Here is a 20,383-nt window from a genome sequence, read left to right as displayed (position 1 = left end):
ATTTTATTATTCAATAATAATTAACCCAGTCTATGGACAATATAATCCTTATAAATATATTTAATATGAGACCACACCACCTCACTTGTGGGATATTTCCTACAGTGGTGAGGGTTTAGTTCTTAATCAAGACGTTAAGGTTATTTTAATCAAAATATTGAAGACAAATTGGGTGCTATAAATGCGGGGATTTACCCACTGCATTTGTGATAGCTATCGACTCTGCTATCATCAACAGATTACTCGCCATTTTATGTCGTATTTTGTAGAAGAATCATCTGCATAAGGCATGGATTAACGCAATTAAGGAGAATTATGCCGAACGCACCGAAAAACAGCTCAGCGCCACTGGCTGCGGGGATTAAAACCGGAAAGAGAGCCATTTCCTGTATGACACGAATAAGTAACAGTGTGAAAGCTTATCCCCCTGTCGCCCATATTATCCGCGCGACAGATCGCTTTAATGACCGATTGGGCAGCCAGTTCGGGGCGGCCATTACTTATTTTTCATTTCTATCGCTGATCCCTATTTTGATGGTTTCATTTGCCGCTGTCGGTTTTGTTCTGGCATCAAATCCTGACTTATTGGCTGAATTAATTAACAAAATTGTTAATACCATCAGTGATCCTGCATTAGCCGCCACCCTTAAAAACACCGTGAATACCGCCATTCAGCAACGCACCACCGTCGGGCTGACCGGTCTAGCGATTGCCCTCTATTCTGGTGTTAGCTGGATGGGTAATCTGCGTGAAGCTATTCGTGCTCAGTCGCGGGATGTGTGGGAGCGCAACCCGCAGGATCAGGAGGCGTTTTATTATCGCTATGCGCGGGATTTTATTTCGCTCATCGGATTGGTTGTCGCGCTAATTATCACGCTTTCACTGACCTCAATCGCGGGGGCGGCGCAGTCGGCAATCGTCAACGCATTAGGGCTGGGGGATATTGAGTGGTTGCGGCCCGCGATGACACTGATTGCAATGTCGATCTCTATCGCGGCTAACTATCTGTTATTTTTGTGGATATTTTGGATTTTGCCACGGCATAAGCCGAAGAAAAAAGCCTTGCTACGTGGCACCCTGATTGCCGCCATCGGCTTTGAGATCATCAAGTTTGTCATGACCATGATGCTGCCGCGTCTTGCCAGCTCGCCTTCCGGTGCGGCTTTTGGTTCTGTTATTGGTCTGATGGCCTTTTTCTACTTCTTCGCTCGCCTGACCCTATTCTGCGCCGCTTGGATAGCCACCGCCCAGTATGCTGAGGACAAAACCTTACCGCAAAAACCGGGTGAAGAGGCACGCTAATCTGTCGCCATATCAGGTCAACACCCCATAATGATAAATAAGGATTATGGGGTTTGCCCCTGCCTCTGATTTATCATTACACTGATGGCCCATCATCGAAAGTGAAGGATCACGCATGTCACGCTACATTAAAAAAGCTAGATTTAGATGGATAATATTGGGGCTACTGGCGGTTATCGCGCTGATCGTGGCGTGCCAATCGCGCTTCAGCCACGGCGATGCATTGTGGAAAATTGTTAGCCAACAATGCGTGCCCAATATGGAAGCCCATCATGATCCACAGCCTTGCATTCAGGTCGATACACAAGCTGGGTTTGTGGTGTACAAGGACATACACGGGCCATTGCAATATCTGCTCATGCCCACAGCGAAAATCAGCGGCATAGAAAGCCCGCAGATATTAGCTGCCAGCAGCCCAAACTTCTTTCTGGAGGCTTGGCAAGCGCGCCACTTTATGGCCGATAAGTATGGCGCGCCTATTGACGATACAAATATCTCGCTCGCCATTAATTCAAAATATGGTCGCTCTCAAAATCAATTACATATTCATATCTCTTGCCTGAAACCACAGGTGAAAGCAGCACTGGCGGCACATGAGGCAGATTTCCGCCCACAATGGCAACCTTTACCCGATGGCCTGTTGGGCCATGATTATCTGGTGCGCCGCACCACGGCGACGGAATTGCAGCATCTAGGCGCGTTTCGCCTGCTCGCCGATGAAGTCACAGGGGCAAAAGGCCAAATGGGCAGTTATGGTCTAGCCATGACTGCCTTACCGAACGGGGAGTTTTTGCTGTTAGCCAGTAAAGCGAGCCTGGCGAAAGTACACCGTGCCTCAGTGGAGGAGTTGCAGGATCACGAGTGTAAACTGCTTCCCCCACCAGCGGCGCACTAGCTGATTATTTTTTCTGCTTTATTTTTTGCAGGAAGGGCGTGCACTGATTCTCCTCTGCCTCACTGGGGGAGATCAGCGCCAGCAGTGCCGCAGCAGGTGTCAGCGCCACCCCTAACACGGCGGCAATTGCGCCTCGAGCAAGCAATGGCCCCGCTTTTACGCCCGCATCCGGCTGCTTAAAGGTGCCTCTGACATAGAGCGGGGAGCGCAGGGTTAGAATGCGCAGCCCTTTGCTTTCGGGGTCAATAGAGAGATCCAGCCGCTCGGTGGCGAAGTTAATATTACCGGTAATATTGATAATGGCGTTTTCAGTATCAATCACAAACAGGCGCGGTGTTGCTAGCCCATTGCGCAACTGGATATCCGCCACCGCACAGTTAATCTTCACTTCATCGTCGCCAAATAACTTCGCCACCAGATAGTTACCCACATTCAGGCCGAGCAACTCCATTAAGCTGCGGCTAATCAACCCTTGATTCAACAGCAAGCGCAGGTTGCCATTGCTGGTTGCCAGTAGCGCGGCCACCGAATTACCCGTTGCAGTAAATGATGCATCGCCATTCAACTGTCCTAAGCTGTTGCGCATCGACTTCACCTCAGGCAATAGCGCTTTCAATTGCAGCCGACGAGCATGTAAATCTACCTTGCCCTGCATGGGATCTTTGTTGCCATTCAGCCGTAGCGTGGCATTCAGGTTTCCGCCCGCCATGCCAAAACGCAGCGGATCGAGCAACAATTCGCCATTATTCAGTACTACGTGGGTCGACAGATCATTTAGGGGTAATGATTTATCCCGCTCGATACGTTTAGCAGCATAAGTAACATCGGCATCCATCACCCTCCAGCTTTGGGTATCAAACTTTTCGTCCGGCAATACTTTATTCGCCGGTTGCCGATTTTTCTCGCCACGACGGGCTTTTTCCTGATTAGAATCAGCACCAATCAATGGTGCTAAATCAGCAAAGCGCAATTTCTCTGATGACATATTGCCGGTTAATTTTGGTCGTGGCTGGCTGGCGGTATAGGTCAGATTGCCGCGAATATCGCTGTCGCCAATTTTACCGTTAAAGTTTTCATAGTGATAAACCGCGCCGCCAGCTTGCTTGAGGCTCGCGACTAAACGGCCATCAGTGTTGTAAGGCGGAGTGGAAGGCAGTAACACGCCGATCAGCGGGTAGAGGTTATCTAAGCTGGCTCCCGAGAATTTCAATTGCATATCCAACCCCGCCAGATTGCCGGGATCAGTTAAGGTGCCCGCCACTGCCACTCGAGTGGACCCCGAGCGCAGATCAGCCTGTAATGGAAATGGCCGACTCGCATCACTCATCGACAACATGCCGCCAATCTTACCGCTGCCGACTAATGGTTGGCCCTGATACTTACCGTCAATCTTCCAGCCAAAAACATAGTCTGCCGTGTTGCTTTGTGCGCTATCCGCAGGTGATTGCCCCTTCTTCTCATTGCGCGCGCCAGTCACCTCGGCAAAGGGTAAGGGCTTGCCCAGAGGGTCAATCACGGCGCGTAGATCCGCTTTCAGAATGGCATCGTTCAAACGTATCTCGCCACGATCAAAGACGATATCGTCAATATTGACCGACCAAGAAGAGGGCTGCTCGCCCTCCTTCGGACTATTAGCCAGATTGAATGTCCAGTTATTGTTGCCATTTGCCAGCCGCCGTAGGTTGGCATCCGGTTGTGTCAGCCAGATGCGGGGTATCCAGACCTCTTTCGCCAGTAGGGCCAAGGGGGCGATACTGGCATCGACCCGTTTTAGAGTGACCATTTCGCCTGCGGGAAACGCCGTGGATGCAGTTTTATCATCGACGTTTTTATCATCGGTCGATTTATCACTGACCAACTCCGGCGGGTTGCCCAGCACCAGATCTTCAGCATGAATATGCGGCCAAGGAACCCAACCGCGCCAACCCGGCTCATCGCCTTTTCGCGACCAATCGACACCCAAGTTGCCTCGGATAGCAAAAGGCCGTTGTAGTTCAGCGGAGACTTTATCGTTAATCGTCGGTTTTAGTCGATTCCAGTCGAAAGTCATAATGAATACGATTGCGACGACCAATAGCAGCAGAATAACGCCGCCAATGCCCGTCAGCACTTTTCCGGTTTTGGTCATAACAGCTCCATGCCAGTACTCATGATGTTAATTGCGCGAGTTAAAAAGTACTTTAACCATAGTCGAGAATGAAGCAAGAGGCGGGATGGAGGAGAGAAGTGCTGATTTATCGGCCCAAAAATATTAGCCACAAAACAGCATAGGTAAGGTCTGTAATCGATCAAATGAGGTGGGACGGGAGAGGTAATAACCTTGCGCCGCTGCGGCGTCAGAACGTTGCACCATGGCCCACTCCTGCGAGGTTTCGACACCTTCCACAATCACACCTTTACTATAGCGGTCCATTAGCGTGACCAGCGTGAAGAACAGTTGGTTCCCGACGTCACTCTCTTGCAATACGATAAACAGATCTCTGGCGACTTTGATGTACTCATAGCGCCAACTAATGAATGAAGTGAAGTTCGCTAAACCGCTACCAAAATCATCCAGCCACAGTCGGTCGGCTTCGGCAATGCGCGCAAAGGGGGTATCAAGGGAGGTATCAACGTGCTCGAGCAATTCAAAACGAATGTAGGGCATGGCGTCAATGAGCACCTTGGCCTGCCTGTCATCCTGCATCGCCATCAGCGCCTGACCATCGATATTGATCGAAACCAGCACTGAGTGATGAACAAATATCGCGTGCCACTGCTTAATCATGTTCAGTTGCTCCAGCACCACATCCAAACGGTCGCGGATACTGATAGAACTGAAGTAATCTTCTGGATTCAGACGGGTGTCCGGTGATGAGGGGTGAAAAACAGCCGTGAGCAACTCAATCGCCAGCAGTGCCCCGGAGGTGCGATAGATAGGTTGAAAAGTGTACCGACGCTGACATTGCCGCCAGAAGCTCTGTCCTTTATTACGATCAATGGCGGCAAAGGATGGCGCAAGTAAACCTGATACTTTATTAGTCATCATCAGTTTATTCGCCATGTTTCAGGACATCAGACAGTAATGGCAGTGTGTATTGCCGCCAATCCGCAGACATTCTGTGGTAAAGGTGATTCCTTCTGGAGATGTTATCGACTCGTGTGACCAGAACTTTATATTGCGGCATGACAGATTATTGCTCCTTGACGCACTGGCGCGGCACATTTAAGCCATCTATATTACTTAACTCAATAATGCCATTACTCTTAATGGAGATGAATATGCCTTATGTAAATATTAAAATTACTCGCGAAGGGGCGACGGCGGAACAGAAAAAACAGCTGATCGCGGGCGTCACACAACTGTTAGTCGATACTTTGGGCAAAAACCCGGCGACGACTGTGGTGGTGATTGATGAAGTGGAGACCGACAACTGGGGTGTGGGTGGTCAGAGTGTCACCGACCTGCGAAAATCGTCATAATTCTGCTCGGAACAGCGGGAAACTTGTCAGTTTCCCGACCTACATCATAAAAAATTTAAAACGTCGTTTTAATACTATTGACTCTAGCTTAGCCAGCAGTGAGACTAGCCTAAACCACTCCCATCACAGACACACATTCAGGAATAGGCCAGCTCTCCATGACCAGCAAAAATATTGCCGTTATCGGCGAATGCATGATTGAACTATCACAAAAAGGTTCCGACCTTAGCCGAGGTTTTGGCGGTGATACGCTGAATACAGCGGTGTATGTTGCCCGTCAAGTTTCAGAGCAAGCCTTGAATGTGCATTACGTCACTGCACTGGGCACGGACAGCTTTAGCGAAGAGATGCTGAGCGCTTGGCAGCAGGAGAAGATCCACACCGACCTGATTCAGCGCATGGATAATAAGTTACCGGGGCTCTATTTCATCGAAACCGACAGCACTGGTGAGCGCACCTTCTATTACTGGCGCAATGATGCTGCCGCCCGTTTCTGGCTGACTAGCCCGGCGGCGGATGAGATCTGTCAGCGTTTGGAGAAGTTTGATTATCTCTATCTCAGCGGCATCAGTTTGGCGATTCTGGACAGCGCTTCACGCCAACGTTTACTGAAGTTGCTGCGCGCCTGTCGTGCAAATGGCGGCAAAGTTATCTTTGATAACAACTACCGCCCGCGTCTGTGGCAGAGCAAAGAAGAGACGCAGGAAGCCTACCGCGACATGCTGGCCTGTACGGATATCGCCTTCCTGACCCTAGATGATGAAGATATGCTGTGGGGCGAGAAGCCATTGGAGCAGGTGATTGATCGCACTCAAGCATTAGGTGTGAGTGAGATTATTATCAAGCGCGGCGCAGACTCTTGCATCGTCTGGGTCAAAGAGGGCTTTGAAGCCCAGCAATACGATGTTCCGGCGGTCAAACTACCGAAAGAGAAAGTAGTGGATACCACGGCAGCCGGAGACTCCTTCAGTGCCGGTTATCTGGCGGTTCGACTGACCGGTGGCAGCGCCCACGACGCAGCTGTGCGTGGCCATTTAACCGCCAGCACAGTGATTCAGTATCGTGGTGCCATCATCCCACTGGCGGCCATGCCTGCGGTCTGATTGACTCAGCAATGACAGCAATAAGCCCGGAGCATACCGCGTCCGGGCGATTTAATTACTGTGCTGTCGTAGGTGTCGGCGGTGCCGTCTCCGCTGCACTTGCCACTGGCACAGCATCCTCAGGCACCACAGTGTGCGGCGTCATAATCGCGTTATACGCCTCCTGCAACGCCTTCACATTCACTTCCGGCTCGCCTTTCGGTTGTGTCAGAATCAGTGTGGTATCTTGCGATAACTGCTGTTTCAACTCCTGATTCAACTCTGCCAGCGTCAAACCCGACAAGAATGCCTGCCGGAGCTTTTGATACTGCTCTGGGGCGATATCCACTACGCCACTCTGCTGTGAACGCAGACGTTGGCTCATCAGAATGTCGGTATCCGTGCGGGCATAGGTAGCAAACAGCTTGCTGAGCTGATCATTTTTCTGCGCCATTAATGCATCAAATTCAGCCTGACTCAGGCCATTGGTGCGTAATCCTGCCAGTTCGCGGGCCACAAAAGTCATCCCCGGTGTCAGGTTCTCTGTCGGCGTATTCAAGTGAATAGCACATTGAGCGCGCTGATATTGCACCCGACAATCAAAGCCCAGCTTCAGGTTCTTCTGATCACTTTTTTCCAGCACTTGCTGGATATGCCAGAACAGTGCCTCACGCGCTAAATCACTGCGCCAGTAACGGCTTAACGCGATGGAGTCCTGAATCGGATGCCATGGGGTATCCCACATCAGCGATAATGTATCTTGCGTGGCCTGTTCGCCCATCAGACTCACCGGTTCTGGCGGCAATGGCGCTAACATCGCCACTGGCGCAGGTGTCGTGCGTTTCCCTTTCAGCTCCGAGAATGTTTTGCTGATTTGAGCAGCGATACTGCGGCTATCCACATTCCCTACCACATACAACGTCATGGCATCCGGGGTGTACCACTGCTCATAAAACTGTTTTAGCTTCTCGACATCAACGGGTTGTGCCACGGGCTGGCCCGGATCATGCCCAATCAATGAGGAGCCTTTAAGCCGATAACGCCACCAAGGTTCCTGAATATTTTGCGGGAAAGTGGCAATAGGGTCGGTCGCACTATTCAGCGCGGCATTAACCGTTTGTTCATTGACAGCCAGTTTGCCGCTGGTATCAGATAACCAGGCCAGCGCTTCCTTCATCAGGTCAGGGCGGTTATTGGGCAAGCTAAGGCTGTATAAGGTGAAATCATAAGATGTAATGGCCGGTGGCAACGGGCGCTCGTTATCGACCCCTTGCTGCCACAGCGACTGAAGTTGGGCGGGCGTAAAGCTCACGCTGCTCATTAATGCCAGACGCGGCAACAGATGGGCAAAGCCAACTTGCTGCGTGCTTTCTGATAATGAGCCAGTATTGACGACCAGACGTAACTCGATCCGATCGCTTGGGCGCTGCGGCGTCGCCAGCAACTGCCATGAAAACCCGTTTTCTAGCTTCCCCTGCTGCCATGCGGGATCGGGTTGTAGTGCTTCAGCCTGCACATTACTGCTGGCGGCAGCCAACAATAATCCACCAACTATAAGACGAATTCTGGTGCCCTGCATGTGAACCCCTACTTAATAATCTATCCAATTTTAAAACGATACAATTTCACATAAGCCACTCGTGCGTTTAAAAACCCATCGCTATGTCATCATTATTGAGTGAAAAATCAATGGTCAACGTCACCGTAAAAACCAGCGATAGGAGTGTACCATTCTGTTAGACCGCATGCTTTTGCGGATGTCACTCATCAGAGTAAAAAATAGTATCTAAAGGGTAATTAATACAAGAAAACGGGGATCGGGGACTTATTTTGTGAAGGTACTGCCAGTGACAGCGAGCCACTGGCAGTTTTTATGTGAAATGTCTGAATTTTTGTTTCGCGTCGATCAAGAAGAAGAAATACTGCTCTTCATCTCACTATTCGGGGGTGTTTTATTGGATAACACGGCTTGCAACTGATCGTTATCGAGCTGGTTGCACCATTTGGCAACCACGATGGTTGCAACACCATTACCCACCAAATTAGTCAGCGCACGGGCTTCTGACATAAAGCGATCGATACCCAGGATCAGCGCCAAGCCCGCCAGCGGTAAGTGCCCAACCGCAGAAATGGTGGCGGCTAACACAATAAAACCACTGCCTGTCACCCCTGCTGCTCCTTTCGAGGAGAGCAATAGCACCACCAATAATGTGACCTGATGAATCACATCCATATGGGTATTGGTGGCTTGCGCGATAAATACCGCCGCCATGGTCAGATAAATAGAGGTGCCATCAAGGTTAAATGAGTAGCCGGTCGGAATAACCAACCCCACCACGGACTTCTTACAGCCCGCCTTCTCCATCTTATCCAACATGCGCGGTAGTACGGATTCAGAAGATGAGGTGCCCAACACAATCAGCAACTCTTCTTTGATGTAGCGAATAAACTTGAAGATATTGAAGCCGTTAAATTTCGCAATCGAGCCAAGCACGACCACCACAAACAGGATACAGGTGGCGTAGAAGCAAATGATCAACTGCCCCAGTTGCACCAAGCTGCCCACGCCATATTTGCCGATGGTAAAGGCCATCGCCCCGAAGGCACCGATTGGCGCTAAGCGCATGATCATGTTGATGATACCGAAAATAACGCGGGAGAAGCTCTCGATAACATTAAAGATGATCTGGCCTTTCTCACCCAGACGGTGCAGGGCAAAGCCGAACAACACAGCAAACAGTAATACTTGCAGGATATTGCCGCTGGCAAAAGCTCCCACGACACTGCCGGGGATGATATCAAGCAAGAACGGCACAATCCCTTGCTGCGAGGCTTGCTCGGCATAGAGTGCAACCGCTTTGGCATCCAGTGTCGCCGGGTCGATATTCATACCGGCACCGGGTTGCACCACGTTTACAATCACCAGACCAATCAGTAGTGCGATGGTGCTGACAATCTCAAAATAGAGCAAGGCTATCGCGCCGGTACGGCCAACCGCCTTCATACTTTCCATGCCCGCGATGCCCGTCACAACAGTACAGAAAATCACGGGTGCGATAATCATTTTAATTAGTTTAACAAATCCATCACCCAGTGGTTTCATCTGAGCGCCGAGATCAGGGTAGAAATGACCTAACAAGACGCCCAGAGTAATCGCCGTTAACACCTGAAAATAAAGACTTTTAAATATTGACGCTTTCATAACTATGTCCTTTTGGAGAAATACACGGCAGCCTGTCGCTTTGTTCTCGGTGATGATTGAGTGACACTTCTTTTTTATCCGTGCTTGCGCGGAAAATAACACCCTCATAACAATATGGAAATTATTAGTTGCACTGGATTGCACCCTTCGCTCGAAATTAAGAACTGAAACGCTTCAAGCGGACGCAACAAGAGAAAGGCAGTGAGATCAACCAGACAATTAACCCAAAATGATTAACGATGAGGATGGATAAAAAAACGGCAATTAACAGGGGACGCGGGGAAAGGACGGGCGTTTTGTTGCACGATTTCTTCAATCAATAACAGAGATGACTCGCATTTTTGGGGGGTAAATCTCAAAGAAGCCAAAAATCGTGCCGCACCGCTCCCAAAAGGAGAAGTGCGGCACAAGACTCAGCCGTGACGACTGATGATCAACGAGGAAGCGTGATCCCATACTGCTCGCGATAGCGATGTACCGCCGCCAGATGATCGGCCATTTCCGGCTTCTCTTCCAGATAACTGACCACATCACCCAGAGTAACAATAGAGATCACTTTGCAATGATAATCACGTTCAACTTCTTGAATTGCTGAGATTTCACCACAGCCACGTTCTTGACGATCCAATGAAATCATGACGCCAGCCAGTGTCGCGCCCTGCGCATTAATGATTTCCATTGATTCACGAATTGCAGTACCAGCGGTAATGACATCATCAACCAGCATGACTCGGCCTTGTAACGGGCTACCCACCAAGCTGCCACCCTCGCCGTGGCCTTTTGCTTCTTTGCGGTTAAAGCAGTAAGGGACATCGCGCTCATGGTGTTCCGCCAAAGCAACAGCGGTAGTAGTCGCAATCGGAATCCCTTTATAGGCTGGCCCGAATAACAGATCGAACTCCACGCCACAATCCATTAATGCAGCGGCGTAGAAACGCCCGAGTTTTGCCAGATCAAGCCCGGTATTAAACAATCCTGCATTAAAGAAATAGGGGCTAATTCGCCCAGACTTCAGGGTAAATTCGCCGAACTTCAACACCTGCTTGTTAAGCGCAAACTCAATAAACTCGCGCTGATAGGCTTTCATGGGGACTTCTCCTCTCCAGATTGTGACCGCTTTCGTTAATCACTGGGTTTATAATTTAGCTGCCTCAAATTGCAGGCAAAAAAAAGGCGACTAGCAAGCCGCCTAAATCAATTATTCCGCTAACGCCGCCTTCTGCGCCTGGAAGATAGTCTCTATCCCCCCTCTAGCCAATGCCAGCAACGCCAGTAACTCTTCATGACTGAACGGCTCGCCTTCTGCGGTGCCTTGCACCTCAATCATCCGGCCATCTTCCATCATGACGACATTCATATCCGTTTCTGCCGCAGAGTCCTCTACATACTCCAGATCACAAAGGGCCTCGCCCTTCACGATACCGACAGAAACCGCCGCCACTAGTCCTTTCATTGGGTTAGCTTTTAATTTGCCGCTAGCAACCAACTTATTCAGCGCATCAGCCAGAGCCACACACGCCCCACTGATTGACGCGGTACGAGTGCCTCCATCCGCCTGCAAAACATCGCAGTCTAAAGTAATCGTGAACTCGCCCAGCTTCTTCAAATCCACTGCCGCACGCAAAGAACGGGCGATCAGGCGCTGGATTTCCAATGTCCGGCCGCCCTGCTTGCCTTTTGCGGCTTCGCGGGCATTACGGCTATGGGTAGAACGCGGCAACATGCCATATTCAGCGGTAATCCAGCCTTGGCCTTGGCCTTTTAGAAAGCGCGGAACACCCTCTTCAACCGTGGCGGTGCACAAGACTTTGGTATCGCCAAACTCAACCAACACGGAACCTTCAGCGTGTTTCGTGTAATTACGGGTTAGGGTTAATGGGCGGACTTGTTGTGCTGCTCGGTCTGCTGGACGCATGGGCTTTCTCCGGCTTTAAATCGATATTGGTCGCGCATTATACGGCCTTAGTGATGTAATGCCTATCCTGCCTGCGCCTCGGAGGCTATAATCCCTGCATCTTTTCTTGATTAAAACGGGTACGCACAATGATCCGCAGCATGACCGCCTACGCTCGACGTGACATTAAGGGTGAATGGGGCAGCGCAGCTTGGGAGCTGCGTTCCGTTAACCAACGCTATTTAGAAACTTATATTCGCTTACCAGAACAGTTCCGCAGCTTGGAACCGGTGATCCGCGAACGTATCCGCAGCCGCCTGACGCGCGGCAAGATTGAGTGTAGCCTGCGTTTTGAACTGGACGCCACGGCACAAAGTTCGCTGATCCTAAACGAAAAACTGGCTAAACAGCTGGTTGAAGCGGCGAATTGGGTCAAAATGCAAAGTGATGAAGGCGAGGTCAACCCGCTTGATGTTTTGCGCTGGCCGGGTGTGATGTCGGCAGAAGAGCAAGACTTGGACGCCATCAGCACAGAGCTGATGCAAGCGCTGGATGTGGCCCTTGATGACTTTATCATTTCCCGCGAGACCGAAGGTGCGGCATTAAAAACACTGATCGAACAGCGCCTTGATGGCGTGAGTGCGGAAGTGGTTAAAGTGCGTGCACACATGCCAAATATTTTGCAGTGGCAACGTGAGCGGCTATTAAACAAGCTGGAAGAAGCCCAAGTTCAGCTGGAAAATACCCGTCTGGAACAAGAGTTAGTGCTGATGGCACAGCGTGTTGATGTCGCCGAAGAGCTGGATCGCCTCGAAGCGCACGTCAAAGAAACGCACAATATTCTGAAGAAGAAAGAGGCCGTCGGCCGCCGCCTTGATTTTATGATGCAAGAATTCAACCGCGAGTCGAATACGCTAGCATCAAAATCGATCAATGCCGAAGTCACTAACTCAGCCATCGAGCTAAAAGTGCTCATCGAGCAGATGCGCGAACAGATTCAGAATATCGAGTAACTTCTCACCGCATTTCAGTGCGTCGCAAAATTCCTTTAAAGCCCGTAACTTACGGGCTTTCTTTATCTCAGCACATCACATATCATTCCATGAAATTTCACTAAATCCCTGTACCAAGACATGTACCATTTCACTCTTTGGTACATCTGTATTTGGTACACAGGAAAGGCTCAGTGTGGATACATGGGAAAGTTAACAGATTTACAAATCAAAGCATGGTTAAAGGCTGGAGAACGCTTTGAGGGCCGCTCAGACGGCAATGGACTATATCTTTGCTACCGAGAGAGTTTCGCCTCACCTAAATGGCGTTTCCGCTACCGTTTCGCAGGTAAAGCACGGGCTATGTGGATCGGTTCTTATGCCGAACTATCACTGGCAAAAGCGCGTGAAACAATTAAGTTACTGTCAGCTCGTGTTTCTTTGGGTTACGACGTGGCCGGAGAAAAGAAAGAGCGTAAGGCTGACGCACTAGCAAAAATCGAGTCTGATAAGAATGCGTTGTTGGTTTCTCATTTAGCTACGGAATACTTTGAACGTCAGATATTAGGCAGATGGAAACACCCTGATATCCTCCGCCGTCGGATTGATAAAGACATTAATCCGAACATTGGCCACTTAAAAGCCGATGAAGTAAAACCCCGCCATATTGACGATATGCTGCAAAGCATCCTAGCCAGAGGTGCGCCAACAGTGGCCAACGATGTACTACGCTGGACGCGACGAATATTTAACTATGGTATTAAGCGCCATATCCTTGAAGTGAACCCCACAACTGCCTTTGATATATCCGATGCTGGCGGGCAGGAAAAGGCCAGAGAGCGCTATTTAGATACTGGTGAGCTAGAGCAGCTATTTGCTGCAATGAGGCTAGCAAAGGGTTTCAGTATCCAAAATGAGCTAACAATGAAATTACTCTTATTACTCTGCTGCCGGAAGATGGAGCTATGTGCAGCTAGGTGGGAAGATATTGATTTAGAAAATGCCATATGGCACCTAACTGGCACCAAGAACGGCGACGCTATCGATATTCCACTCCCTCCAGTGGCCATAACATGGTTCCAACAGCTTAAAGATATGTCATTTAATAGTGAGTGGGTTCTGCCTGCCCGAAAAATGCAAAACCGCATGATTCCCCACATAGCAGAAAGCACGTTGCCTGTAGCCTTAGCCAAAGTAAAAACACAGATGCAGGGTGTAGAAAACTTTACTGTCCATGACTTCCGACGAACAGCCCGGACTCATCTGGCATCTTTAGGTGTTGATCCTATCGTTGCAGAAAGATGTTTAAATCATAGAATTAAAGGCGTGGAAGGGATTTATAATAGACATCAGTATTTGGACGAACGTAGAAAAGCCTTAACTTTATGGGCAGATAAACTAGTGAAATTAGAATCGAGGGAACGAGATAGCAAATGAAAAGCTTCCAAAAAATGAATGAGTTTGAAAGGGTTGCAACTCTCCCCTCAATCACTATCGATGAAATAGCTAAGTGTCTGGTTGGGCTATCTCCGACCTTATTAAGAAGAGATATAGATACAGAAAAACTAGAAGTTATTTCTCATATAAAAATGAGACTTAAAAGAACCTTAGAAGAAGTATTCAAATCCAATAAAATAGAGAGAATAACAAAATATACCGATTATATAGCTTCTCCGCACCCCGTAGATGACAGTGAAAAGATCTCATCAGATCTTATTTTCTCAATTGGATATAATTGTCTTGATACTGATGAAACCCCTGAAGCTATAATTGAAAGATGCTGTATGGCTGTGCAAAACATTGCAATAAGCAATAAAAACAATAAGCTACTCTCTTTTATTGGTGGTGAAGCAGAAAAACTTGGCCTCCAAATAATAAAAAACAACAGGGGTGTATATAAAAAAGATGAAGAACTATTTAATGTAAATAAATTACTTGGAATAACGTTAACTTTATTGGCCAAAGAAAAACATGAGCAAAACAACGCAAAATGGATGAAAAAGGGTGATGTTATTTGTGTCGAACATATCAAAGAAATGATTGATCTGTATATTCAAGAGAATCATATATCAACCGATGGTCTACGAGCATCCTCTCTTCGAGCAAAAATTTCATCGGCTTTAAAAGCCATACATGACTAGTAATCCCTTAGCTAGACGTCTAAGGAGGTTTAGCTATTTTCAAAAACAATGCCCAAAATTAGCCTCCTTTAGCCTCTGACTGCCCCTTATAACCTCTCTAAGCCCCCCATAACATCAACATTCTTCGTTAGTAACGATTAATTAAATAAATTCAATTAGTTAAAAAAAACAAAATGACAGTCATCTTGATGGAATTCTGAATATTTAAATGGAAAATGTATCAATTTAATGGAATTCCATTCTTGATGGAAAACTAAGATTGTGTCAGGTAATCTCACCTCATCGCTTACCCATCAAGGAGTTACAAGATTGATGAGACATGAAAATACAACACATGGCTCTTTACCCGCAGCAGGGTTTGTCCGGCAAAAGGCATTGATGCCCTGCTTACCATTTTCTCCTGCAACGTTATGGAGACGGGTATCAGCGGGTACATTCCCTAAACCAGTAAAGATATCAACCAGAATTACAGCATGGAAAGTAGATGAAATTTGGGAATGGATTGAATCACAACAACATCATTAATAATAATGTAATAAAGGCGACCAATTAGATCGCCAATATAATATACAAATAAAATCTAAATAATAATGTTTAGCCTTTTGGTTCGATACCTCGCCGCTTTAATTCTTGCCTTGCGAGATCTTTTATCCAATTGGCGAGACTAACATTATCTTTACCTGCCTCAGCTTCTAATTGTTCTTTAAGCTCAGGCGTAATTCGCATTTTGAACTGTGGAGATTGACCGCCCCCTTTAGGGCTTCTATCTCTCGTTGTAACTGTTGACAAGTGGCCACCTATTGGATTACTGTTAACTCGTTAGGTGGCCACCTTACCATGATGTCCCCTAAAAAAAAAGCAGCCTCAATCAGTATTCGCAGTACCAATTGAGGCTTAACCATTAACGAAACAGAGAGCAACGCCATGGCTACATCAAAGTGTACCTACATCTTTGCGGCAATCAACCGCACACAACGGAAAATACGCCCGCTCATGCTGCGGATCACCGCCTGTAATGAGACTACCGCCCGCCGCCAGTTGGCCAGTGACTATATCTTACTGTTTGCTGGCCGTTTGCCGGTAAGAGCAGGCTCCCATGACTGAACTCCCTGAGTACGGCGAACGTTATCGCCATAAAGAGGGCTGGACGGTGCGTATCGTGAACCTGAAACTGGCTTCCGAGCAGACCCAGCGCCAAAACCCTGAATTCCGTTATGAAGTCATTTTTAATTATGACCTTACTACGCGATATTCTTCCATGCCGTTAACGTGGTTCGCCAAGGTGTATAGCAAAATAGCCAATGCGCCGGAACGTGACCCGATAACAACACTCAATACCAGTAAAGGGTTATTGCTGCACAAGTCCGTTAAATATATTTACCCGAAAAAACCTTATTCAGAACGCCGTCCGGCGGAAAAGAGCGAGGAACATTATTCACACTTTCTCTAACCGGCATAAATAGCGGTAACGAATTCTCACTTTCTAAAACGGACTCTATTATGACAATGCAACAATATGAGCATAACGCTGCTCAGGGCCGCCCTTTATCTGAAAATCAGGTTTTGAATAATCATCTGGCCTACGGAATACCGGAAGATGATTTCTTTAAATTAACCCGCGCCAAGAATGCCAGCGCATTATTAGCCGCCCTACTGGCGAACCATTTTGATTCATCTGCCTTTCCCGGCATGTTACCGGTGAAAGAAGTCTCCGCTATGGTCGATTATCTGTATGAAGACCTGATAGCCGTCACCCAAAGCTGTGCATTACTGTCTGCTGGGGTGCCATCATGAACCTGAATAATACCTCCTGTATTCCCCTCGAAGTACGTACCGCGCTTTATCGCCGTGCCGTGGCGCAAGCCTATCTGGATGCCTGTGTGTCTTACGGCGTAGCGCTCACTATGAATATTGATGAGCTGCAAATGGTGATAGCCGAAAACGTGGAAGTCTATTTTATGACACGCCACGGCCCTGAGAGCGGGATGGAAGCCGCTTGCTGCATGTTGGAAGACATGGTGTTGCCGGACATTCTGAATGTGGCCCCCCGCCTGACGCTGCTGGGGGAAACCATGATGGATGAGCTGTGCCGGGCGTACATCAAAACGGCCAATATGCCGGTCACACTGCACTGAGGGGGACATGATGGCACAGAATTTTGTATCGGATATTACCGCCGCCGCCCATACGCGCTGGCCGGTTGTCCTGCCCTTGCTGGGTATTGTCGTTCCGGCCCATGGTCAACACGGCGCTTGCCCACACTGTGGCGGTACAGACCGTTTTCGTTTTGATGATCGGGACGGGCGCGGGACATGGATTTGTAACCAGTGCGGGGCCGGTGACGGGCTAGATTTGGTCAAACTGGTCAACGGGTTGACGGCCGGTAAAGCGGCCCATGAGGTGGCACAGGCGCTGCAATTACCCCAAAGCCAACAGCCGCCCGCCAGAAAAGAAGCAGCCAAACCCATACAACCGGTAGCCGAGACTGTTGCGGCCTTGCTGGCAGGCTGTGTGCGGGGTGAAAGTGACTATCTGACCGGTAAAGGGTTGTTAGAACATCCTCACCGCCTGACCACGCAATTGAAGAAAAGCGGTGGGATTGATTTCCCGCCCGGCTCACTGGTGCTGCCCCTGACCGATATCAGTGGCACCGTGACCGGCGCGCAACTGGTTTCCCCCTTGGGAGACAAGCGCCTGTTGCCGGGTACGGTGCTCAAAGGGGCATTTATTGCCCTTGAATCCGAGCTGGACAGCCCGCCACAGGTCGTTATCACCGAGGGCTATGCTACCGCCCTGACCGTGGCACAACTCACTGACGGCATGGTGATGGCGGGTATTGCCGCCAGTAACCTGCTAAACGTGGCGTTGGTTATCCGGGCGAAGTGGCCAGAAGCGCGCATCATTCTAGCCGGAGACAATGATTTTGATGATGGCAAGGTCAACACCGGCAAAGTGTGGGCTGAGAAAGCAGCGAAAGCCGTGGACGGTTGGGTGACGCTCCCCCCGACCCGCTTTAAAGCCGACTGGAATGACTATCAGCGGGATAACGGCACCGAACGGGCCAGAGAAGCGTTCCGGGAAGAACTGGTGCAACTGGGGAAAGACAAGGCCAAATTGCCACAAGGCTTTCGGCTAACGCAGGAATATTTGTGGTTCGATAAGCAGGTACAAAAATCAGACGGCGATACGGAAATCCGCAATATCAAAATCTGTAACCCGCTCAAGGTGTCGGCCATTACCTGCGACGCGGACGGAGGGAACTTTGGCCGCCTGCTGGAATGGGAGGACACTTACGGGATTTGCCGTAAATGGGCGATGCCGATGGAAATGTTAAGTGGCAGCGGCGAAGAGCTGCGGCGGGTGCTGCTGGTCAACGGTCTGTCGTATATCAGCACCACCGGCGAGGCCCGCGCCCGGCTAATGGAATACATCTCTCTGTGTAAACCAGAGCGCAAAGTCACCTGTGTGAACAAAACCGGTTGGCATGGCGGGGTGTATGTGTTGCAGGACGAGGTGATTGGTGAGGGGGCCGACGGGGTAATATTGCAGACGGCCAGCGTACAGGGGCGGGATTTTCGGGTAGCGGGCAGCCTTGATGAGTGGCGCGAGCATATCGGGCGCTACTGTATCGGTAATTCCCGCGTGGCCTTTGCGGTCAGTCTGGCGTTTGCGGCTCCGCTGTTGCGTCTGGTGGGGATGGACGGCGGCGGTTATCACCTGAAAGGCGAATCCACAGACGGCAAGACCACCACCATGAAAGCGGCCACTTCCGTGTGTGGCGGGCCGGATTACTGGCACACATGGCGCTCAACAGGTAACGCACTGGAGGGTACCGCCAGCCGTCGCAACGATGCCGCCATGATGCTCGATGAAATACGCGAGGTGGATGGTCGTGAGGCGGGTAATATTGCCTATATGCTGGCAAACGGACAGGGCAAAGGCCGGGCTGGGACTGACGGCGAACTGCGCGCCCGCAAACAGTGGCGTATGTTGTTCTTCTCCACCGGCGAACTGTCACTGACCGAACATGCTGCCCGCGCCGGTGAGCGCACCTTTGCCGGGATGGAAGTACGGATGATCCAAATCCCCAGTGACTCAGGCAAGTTTGGCGTCTTTGAGGCGTTACACGGCTTTGGCAGCGGTAAAGAGCTGGCCGAACATTTTGAGGGGGCAACAGCCAGTTTCTACGGTACGCCGTTCCGGGCATGGCTCAAGGCGCTGACCGAAGACCTGAACGGCATGACCACACAGGCGAAAGCCCTACTCAAAACCTACACCCGTGAGCTGATGCCTGTAGAGGCCGGTAATCAGGTAGGCCGGGCCATTAACCGTTTCGCCCTGATTGCGATGGCGGGCGAGATGGCGACCCGCTGCGGCCTGACCGGCTGGCCGGAGGGGGAAGCCTTGCGGGCCACCCGTGTGTGTTTGCAGGCATGGATAGGGGAGCGCGGTCACAGTGCCAATCAGGAAGACGCCGCCGCCCTCGAGCAAATACGCAGTTTCTTCACCGCCAATCAGTACAGCCGCTTTGCGGACTGGCATGACGAGCGCAACCGGCCCTCGAACATGGTGGGTTTTCGTAAGGTAGACAAGGGCAATAACACCCGTGAGGCCGTCACTACGTTCTATGTGTTGCCGTCGGGCTGGAAAGAGGTGTGCAAGGGGTTTGATGCCAAGAAAGTCGCGCAACTGTGTGTCACGGCGGGGTATCTGCTGGCATCGAAAGACGGGAAGACACAAACCACCGTCCGCCTGCCAGAGATGAATCCCAAACGGATATACGTCTTTAACAGCGAGGTGGTGGGCTAATCCTTTACGTGAGTCTTATCTTTAAGGTGTAACAAGGGTAACAGGTGTAACAACGCTGATTTCATTGAGAAAAGCCTGTTACACCTTTTTCTTTTGTCGGTGTAACAGGTGTAACAAACCGACACGATAACGGTGGTGTTACACCACGTTACACCGGGTGTTACACCTGATGATTTTAGAAAAATACTGATATATCAATACTGTAACACCCGTTACACCTGTTACACCCCCAAAGGGATACAATGTTTCTCATTCAGGTCAGTTCAGGGCTTCTTTCTGGCTGGCCGGTCAGTTAGCAGTCCGTCAAAGTATGGGTGCGTATCGCGGGAGCCTGTTGGCTGAAATGCTGCTTATTTCCCGTAAACGTCACTTCTTCTGGTGAAGCAGTCACCTGCAAGGTTCCGGCCCGCTGACTGAATCCCTGTATTGCCTTATCAGTGGGGTTACTCAGGGCTGACAGTAGCGCGTCCGAAAGGAATTGTGCTTCATGGCGTTCCAGTGTGAAAAACTTCTCTCCAACGGTCACATTAATCATGGTTTTCTCCTGTTAATCAGAGTCGCTATTGTGTCGTAATCGATGAATGGCACAACGGCGTGTTGTTGT

21 protein-coding genes are annotated in these 20,383 nt (G+C 49.7%); 13 read left to right on the top strand and 8 right to left on the bottom strand.

What is annotated here, in order from left to right; genetic code table 11:
* Positions 1-315 precede the first annotated feature (315 nt).
* Together yhjD and HRD69_RS06175 are read left to right on the top strand one after the other, a co-directional pair.
* A complete protein-coding gene (yhjD, locus tag HRD69_RS06180) occupies positions 316-1,302 on the top strand; it encodes an inner membrane protein YhjD (protein ID WP_004874940.1) in 987 nt (328 codons plus the stop codon).
* A 115-nt stretch (positions 1,303-1,417) separates the two neighbouring features.
* The gene (locus HRD69_RS06175; protein WP_032814165.1) at positions 1,418-2,197 is read left to right on the top strand and encodes a CDP-diacylglycerol diphosphatase; all 780 of its coding nucleotides are present in this window, start codon (positions 1,418-1,420) and stop codon (positions 2,195-2,197) included.
* A 4-nt stretch (positions 2,198-2,201) separates the two neighbouring features.
* Here the strand turns inward: HRD69_RS06175 and HRD69_RS06170 are convergent, their stop codons facing one another.
* Entirely contained in the window at positions 2,202-4,325 is a 2,124-nt protein-coding gene (locus HRD69_RS06170; RefSeq protein ID WP_004874942.1) for an AsmA family protein, read from the bottom strand.
* 123 nt (positions 4,326-4,448) lie between these two features.
* Positions 4,449-5,240, bottom strand: a complete 792-nt coding sequence (gene pdeH / locus HRD69_RS06165; RefSeq protein ID WP_004874943.1) for a cyclic-guanylate-specific phosphodiesterase — start codon at positions 5,238-5,240, stop codon at positions 4,449-4,451.
* 218 nt (positions 5,241-5,458) lie between these two features.
* On the opposite strand from pdeH, the gene HRD69_RS06160 reads away from it, so the two are divergent.
* Positions 5,459-5,659, top strand: coding sequence for a 2-hydroxymuconate tautomerase family protein (locus HRD69_RS06160; protein WP_032814167.1), 201 nt, complete (start codon positions 5,459-5,461; stop codon positions 5,657-5,659).
* Between the two features lie 158 nt (positions 5,660-5,817).
* Positions 5,818-6,762 carry a 2-dehydro-3-deoxygluconokinase gene (gene kdgK / locus HRD69_RS06155; RefSeq protein ID WP_004874945.1) on the top strand — a complete coding sequence of 315 codons (945 nt, stop codon included), beginning with the start codon at positions 5,818-5,820 and terminating at the stop codon, positions 6,760-6,762.
* Positions 6,763-6,817: 55 nt separating this feature from the next.
* On the opposite strand, the gene HRD69_RS06150 is transcribed toward kdgK, so the two are convergent.
* The 4 genes from HRD69_RS06150 to rph form a co-directional block, all read right to left on the bottom strand.
* On the bottom strand, positions 6,818-8,320 hold the full coding sequence (locus HRD69_RS06150; protein ID WP_004874946.1) for a M16 family metallopeptidase: 1,503 nt from the start codon (positions 8,318-8,320) through the stop codon (positions 6,818-6,820).
* Between the two features lie 327 nt (positions 8,321-8,647).
* Positions 8,648-9,943 carry a dicarboxylate/amino acid:cation symporter gene (locus HRD69_RS06145; protein ID WP_004874947.1) on the bottom strand — a complete coding sequence of 432 codons (1,296 nt, stop codon included), beginning with the start codon at positions 9,941-9,943 and terminating at the stop codon, positions 8,648-8,650.
* Between the two features lie 433 nt (positions 9,944-10,376).
* Positions 10,377-11,030, bottom strand: coding sequence for an orotate phosphoribosyltransferase (gene pyrE / locus HRD69_RS06140; RefSeq protein ID WP_004874948.1), 654 nt, complete (start codon positions 11,028-11,030; stop codon positions 10,377-10,379).
* A 111-nt stretch (positions 11,031-11,141) separates the two neighbouring features.
* Complete coding sequence (rph, locus tag HRD69_RS06135; protein WP_004874949.1) at positions 11,142-11,858, bottom strand: ribonuclease PH; 717 nt, start codon at positions 11,856-11,858, stop codon at positions 11,142-11,144.
* Between the two features lie 128 nt (positions 11,859-11,986).
* On the opposite strand from rph, the gene HRD69_RS06130 reads away from it, so the two are divergent.
* The 4 genes from HRD69_RS06130 to HRD69_RS06115 all read left to right on the top strand — a co-directional run bounded on the left by HRD69_RS06130 (position 11,987) and on the right by HRD69_RS06115 (position 15,495).
* Entirely contained in the window at positions 11,987-12,850 is an 864-nt protein-coding gene (locus HRD69_RS06130) for a YicC/YloC family endoribonuclease (RefSeq protein ID WP_004874950.1), read from the top strand.
* A gap of 183 nt (positions 12,851-13,033) precedes the next feature.
* Positions 13,034-14,266: a tyrosine-type recombinase/integrase gene (locus HRD69_RS06125; protein WP_032814168.1), complete on the top strand. Its 1,233-nt coding sequence runs from the start codon at positions 13,034-13,036 to the stop codon at positions 14,264-14,266.
* Positions 14,263-14,970, top strand: a complete 708-nt coding sequence (locus HRD69_RS06120) for a hypothetical protein (RefSeq protein ID WP_032814171.1) — start codon at positions 14,263-14,265, stop codon at positions 14,968-14,970. Before HRD69_RS06125 ends, HRD69_RS06120 begins: the two co-directional genes overlap by 4 nt.
* A gap of 312 nt (positions 14,971-15,282) precedes the next feature.
* Positions 15,283-15,495, top strand: coding sequence for a helix-turn-helix transcriptional regulator (locus HRD69_RS06115; RefSeq protein ID WP_050879328.1), 213 nt, complete (start codon positions 15,283-15,285; stop codon positions 15,493-15,495).
* A 69-nt stretch (positions 15,496-15,564) separates the two neighbouring features.
* On the opposite strand, the gene HRD69_RS06110 is transcribed toward HRD69_RS06115, so the two are convergent.
* Positions 15,565-15,759: a toxin-antitoxin system HicB family antitoxin gene (locus HRD69_RS06110; protein ID WP_025380023.1), complete on the bottom strand. Its 195-nt coding sequence runs from the start codon at positions 15,757-15,759 to the stop codon at positions 15,565-15,567.
* Between the two features lie 135 nt (positions 15,760-15,894).
* Here HRD69_RS06110 and HRD69_RS06105 point away from each other — a divergent pair, with 135 nt between their 5' ends.
* The 5 genes from HRD69_RS06105 to HRD69_RS06085 are packed head-to-tail and all read left to right on the top strand — an operon-like array spanning position 15,895 to position 19,779.
* Positions 15,895-16,074 (top strand): host cell division inhibitor Icd-like protein, encoded by a 180-nt coding sequence (locus tag HRD69_RS06105; RefSeq protein ID WP_032814173.1) that lies wholly within the window; start codon positions 15,895-15,897, stop codon positions 16,072-16,074.
* Entirely contained in the window at positions 16,067-16,420 is a 354-nt protein-coding gene (locus HRD69_RS06100) for a hypothetical protein (protein ID WP_004874953.1), read from the top strand. Before HRD69_RS06105 ends, HRD69_RS06100 begins: the two co-directional genes overlap by 8 nt.
* A 50-nt stretch (positions 16,421-16,470) precedes the next feature.
* Positions 16,471-16,764, top strand: coding sequence for a hypothetical protein (locus tag HRD69_RS06095; protein ID WP_032814176.1), 294 nt, complete (start codon positions 16,471-16,473; stop codon positions 16,762-16,764).
* A complete protein-coding gene (locus HRD69_RS06090; protein ID WP_005175984.1) occupies positions 16,761-17,105 on the top strand; it encodes a DUF5375 family protein in 345 nt (114 codons plus the stop codon). Before HRD69_RS06095 ends, HRD69_RS06090 begins: the two co-directional genes overlap by 4 nt.
* A gap of 10 nt (positions 17,106-17,115) precedes the next feature.
* Positions 17,116-19,779 carry a TOPRIM and DUF927 domain-containing protein gene (locus HRD69_RS06085; RefSeq protein ID WP_032814202.1) on the top strand — a complete coding sequence of 888 codons (2,664 nt, stop codon included), beginning with the start codon at positions 17,116-17,118 and terminating at the stop codon, positions 19,777-19,779.
* A gap of 292 nt (positions 19,780-20,071) precedes the next feature.
* On the opposite strand, the gene HRD69_RS06080 is transcribed toward HRD69_RS06085, so the two are convergent.
* Positions 20,072-20,314 carry a hypothetical protein gene (locus HRD69_RS06080; RefSeq protein WP_004874957.1) on the bottom strand — a complete coding sequence of 81 codons (243 nt, stop codon included), beginning with the start codon at positions 20,312-20,314 and terminating at the stop codon, positions 20,072-20,074.
* Between the last annotated feature and the right edge of the window lie 69 nt (positions 20,315-20,383).

The sequence above is a fragment of the Yersinia mollaretii ATCC 43969 genome (genome assembly GCF_013282725.1).
Classification (GTDB): domain Bacteria; phylum Pseudomonadota; class Gammaproteobacteria; order Enterobacterales; family Enterobacteriaceae; genus Yersinia; species Yersinia mollaretii.
This window is presented reverse-complemented; position numbering and strand designations above follow the sequence as displayed.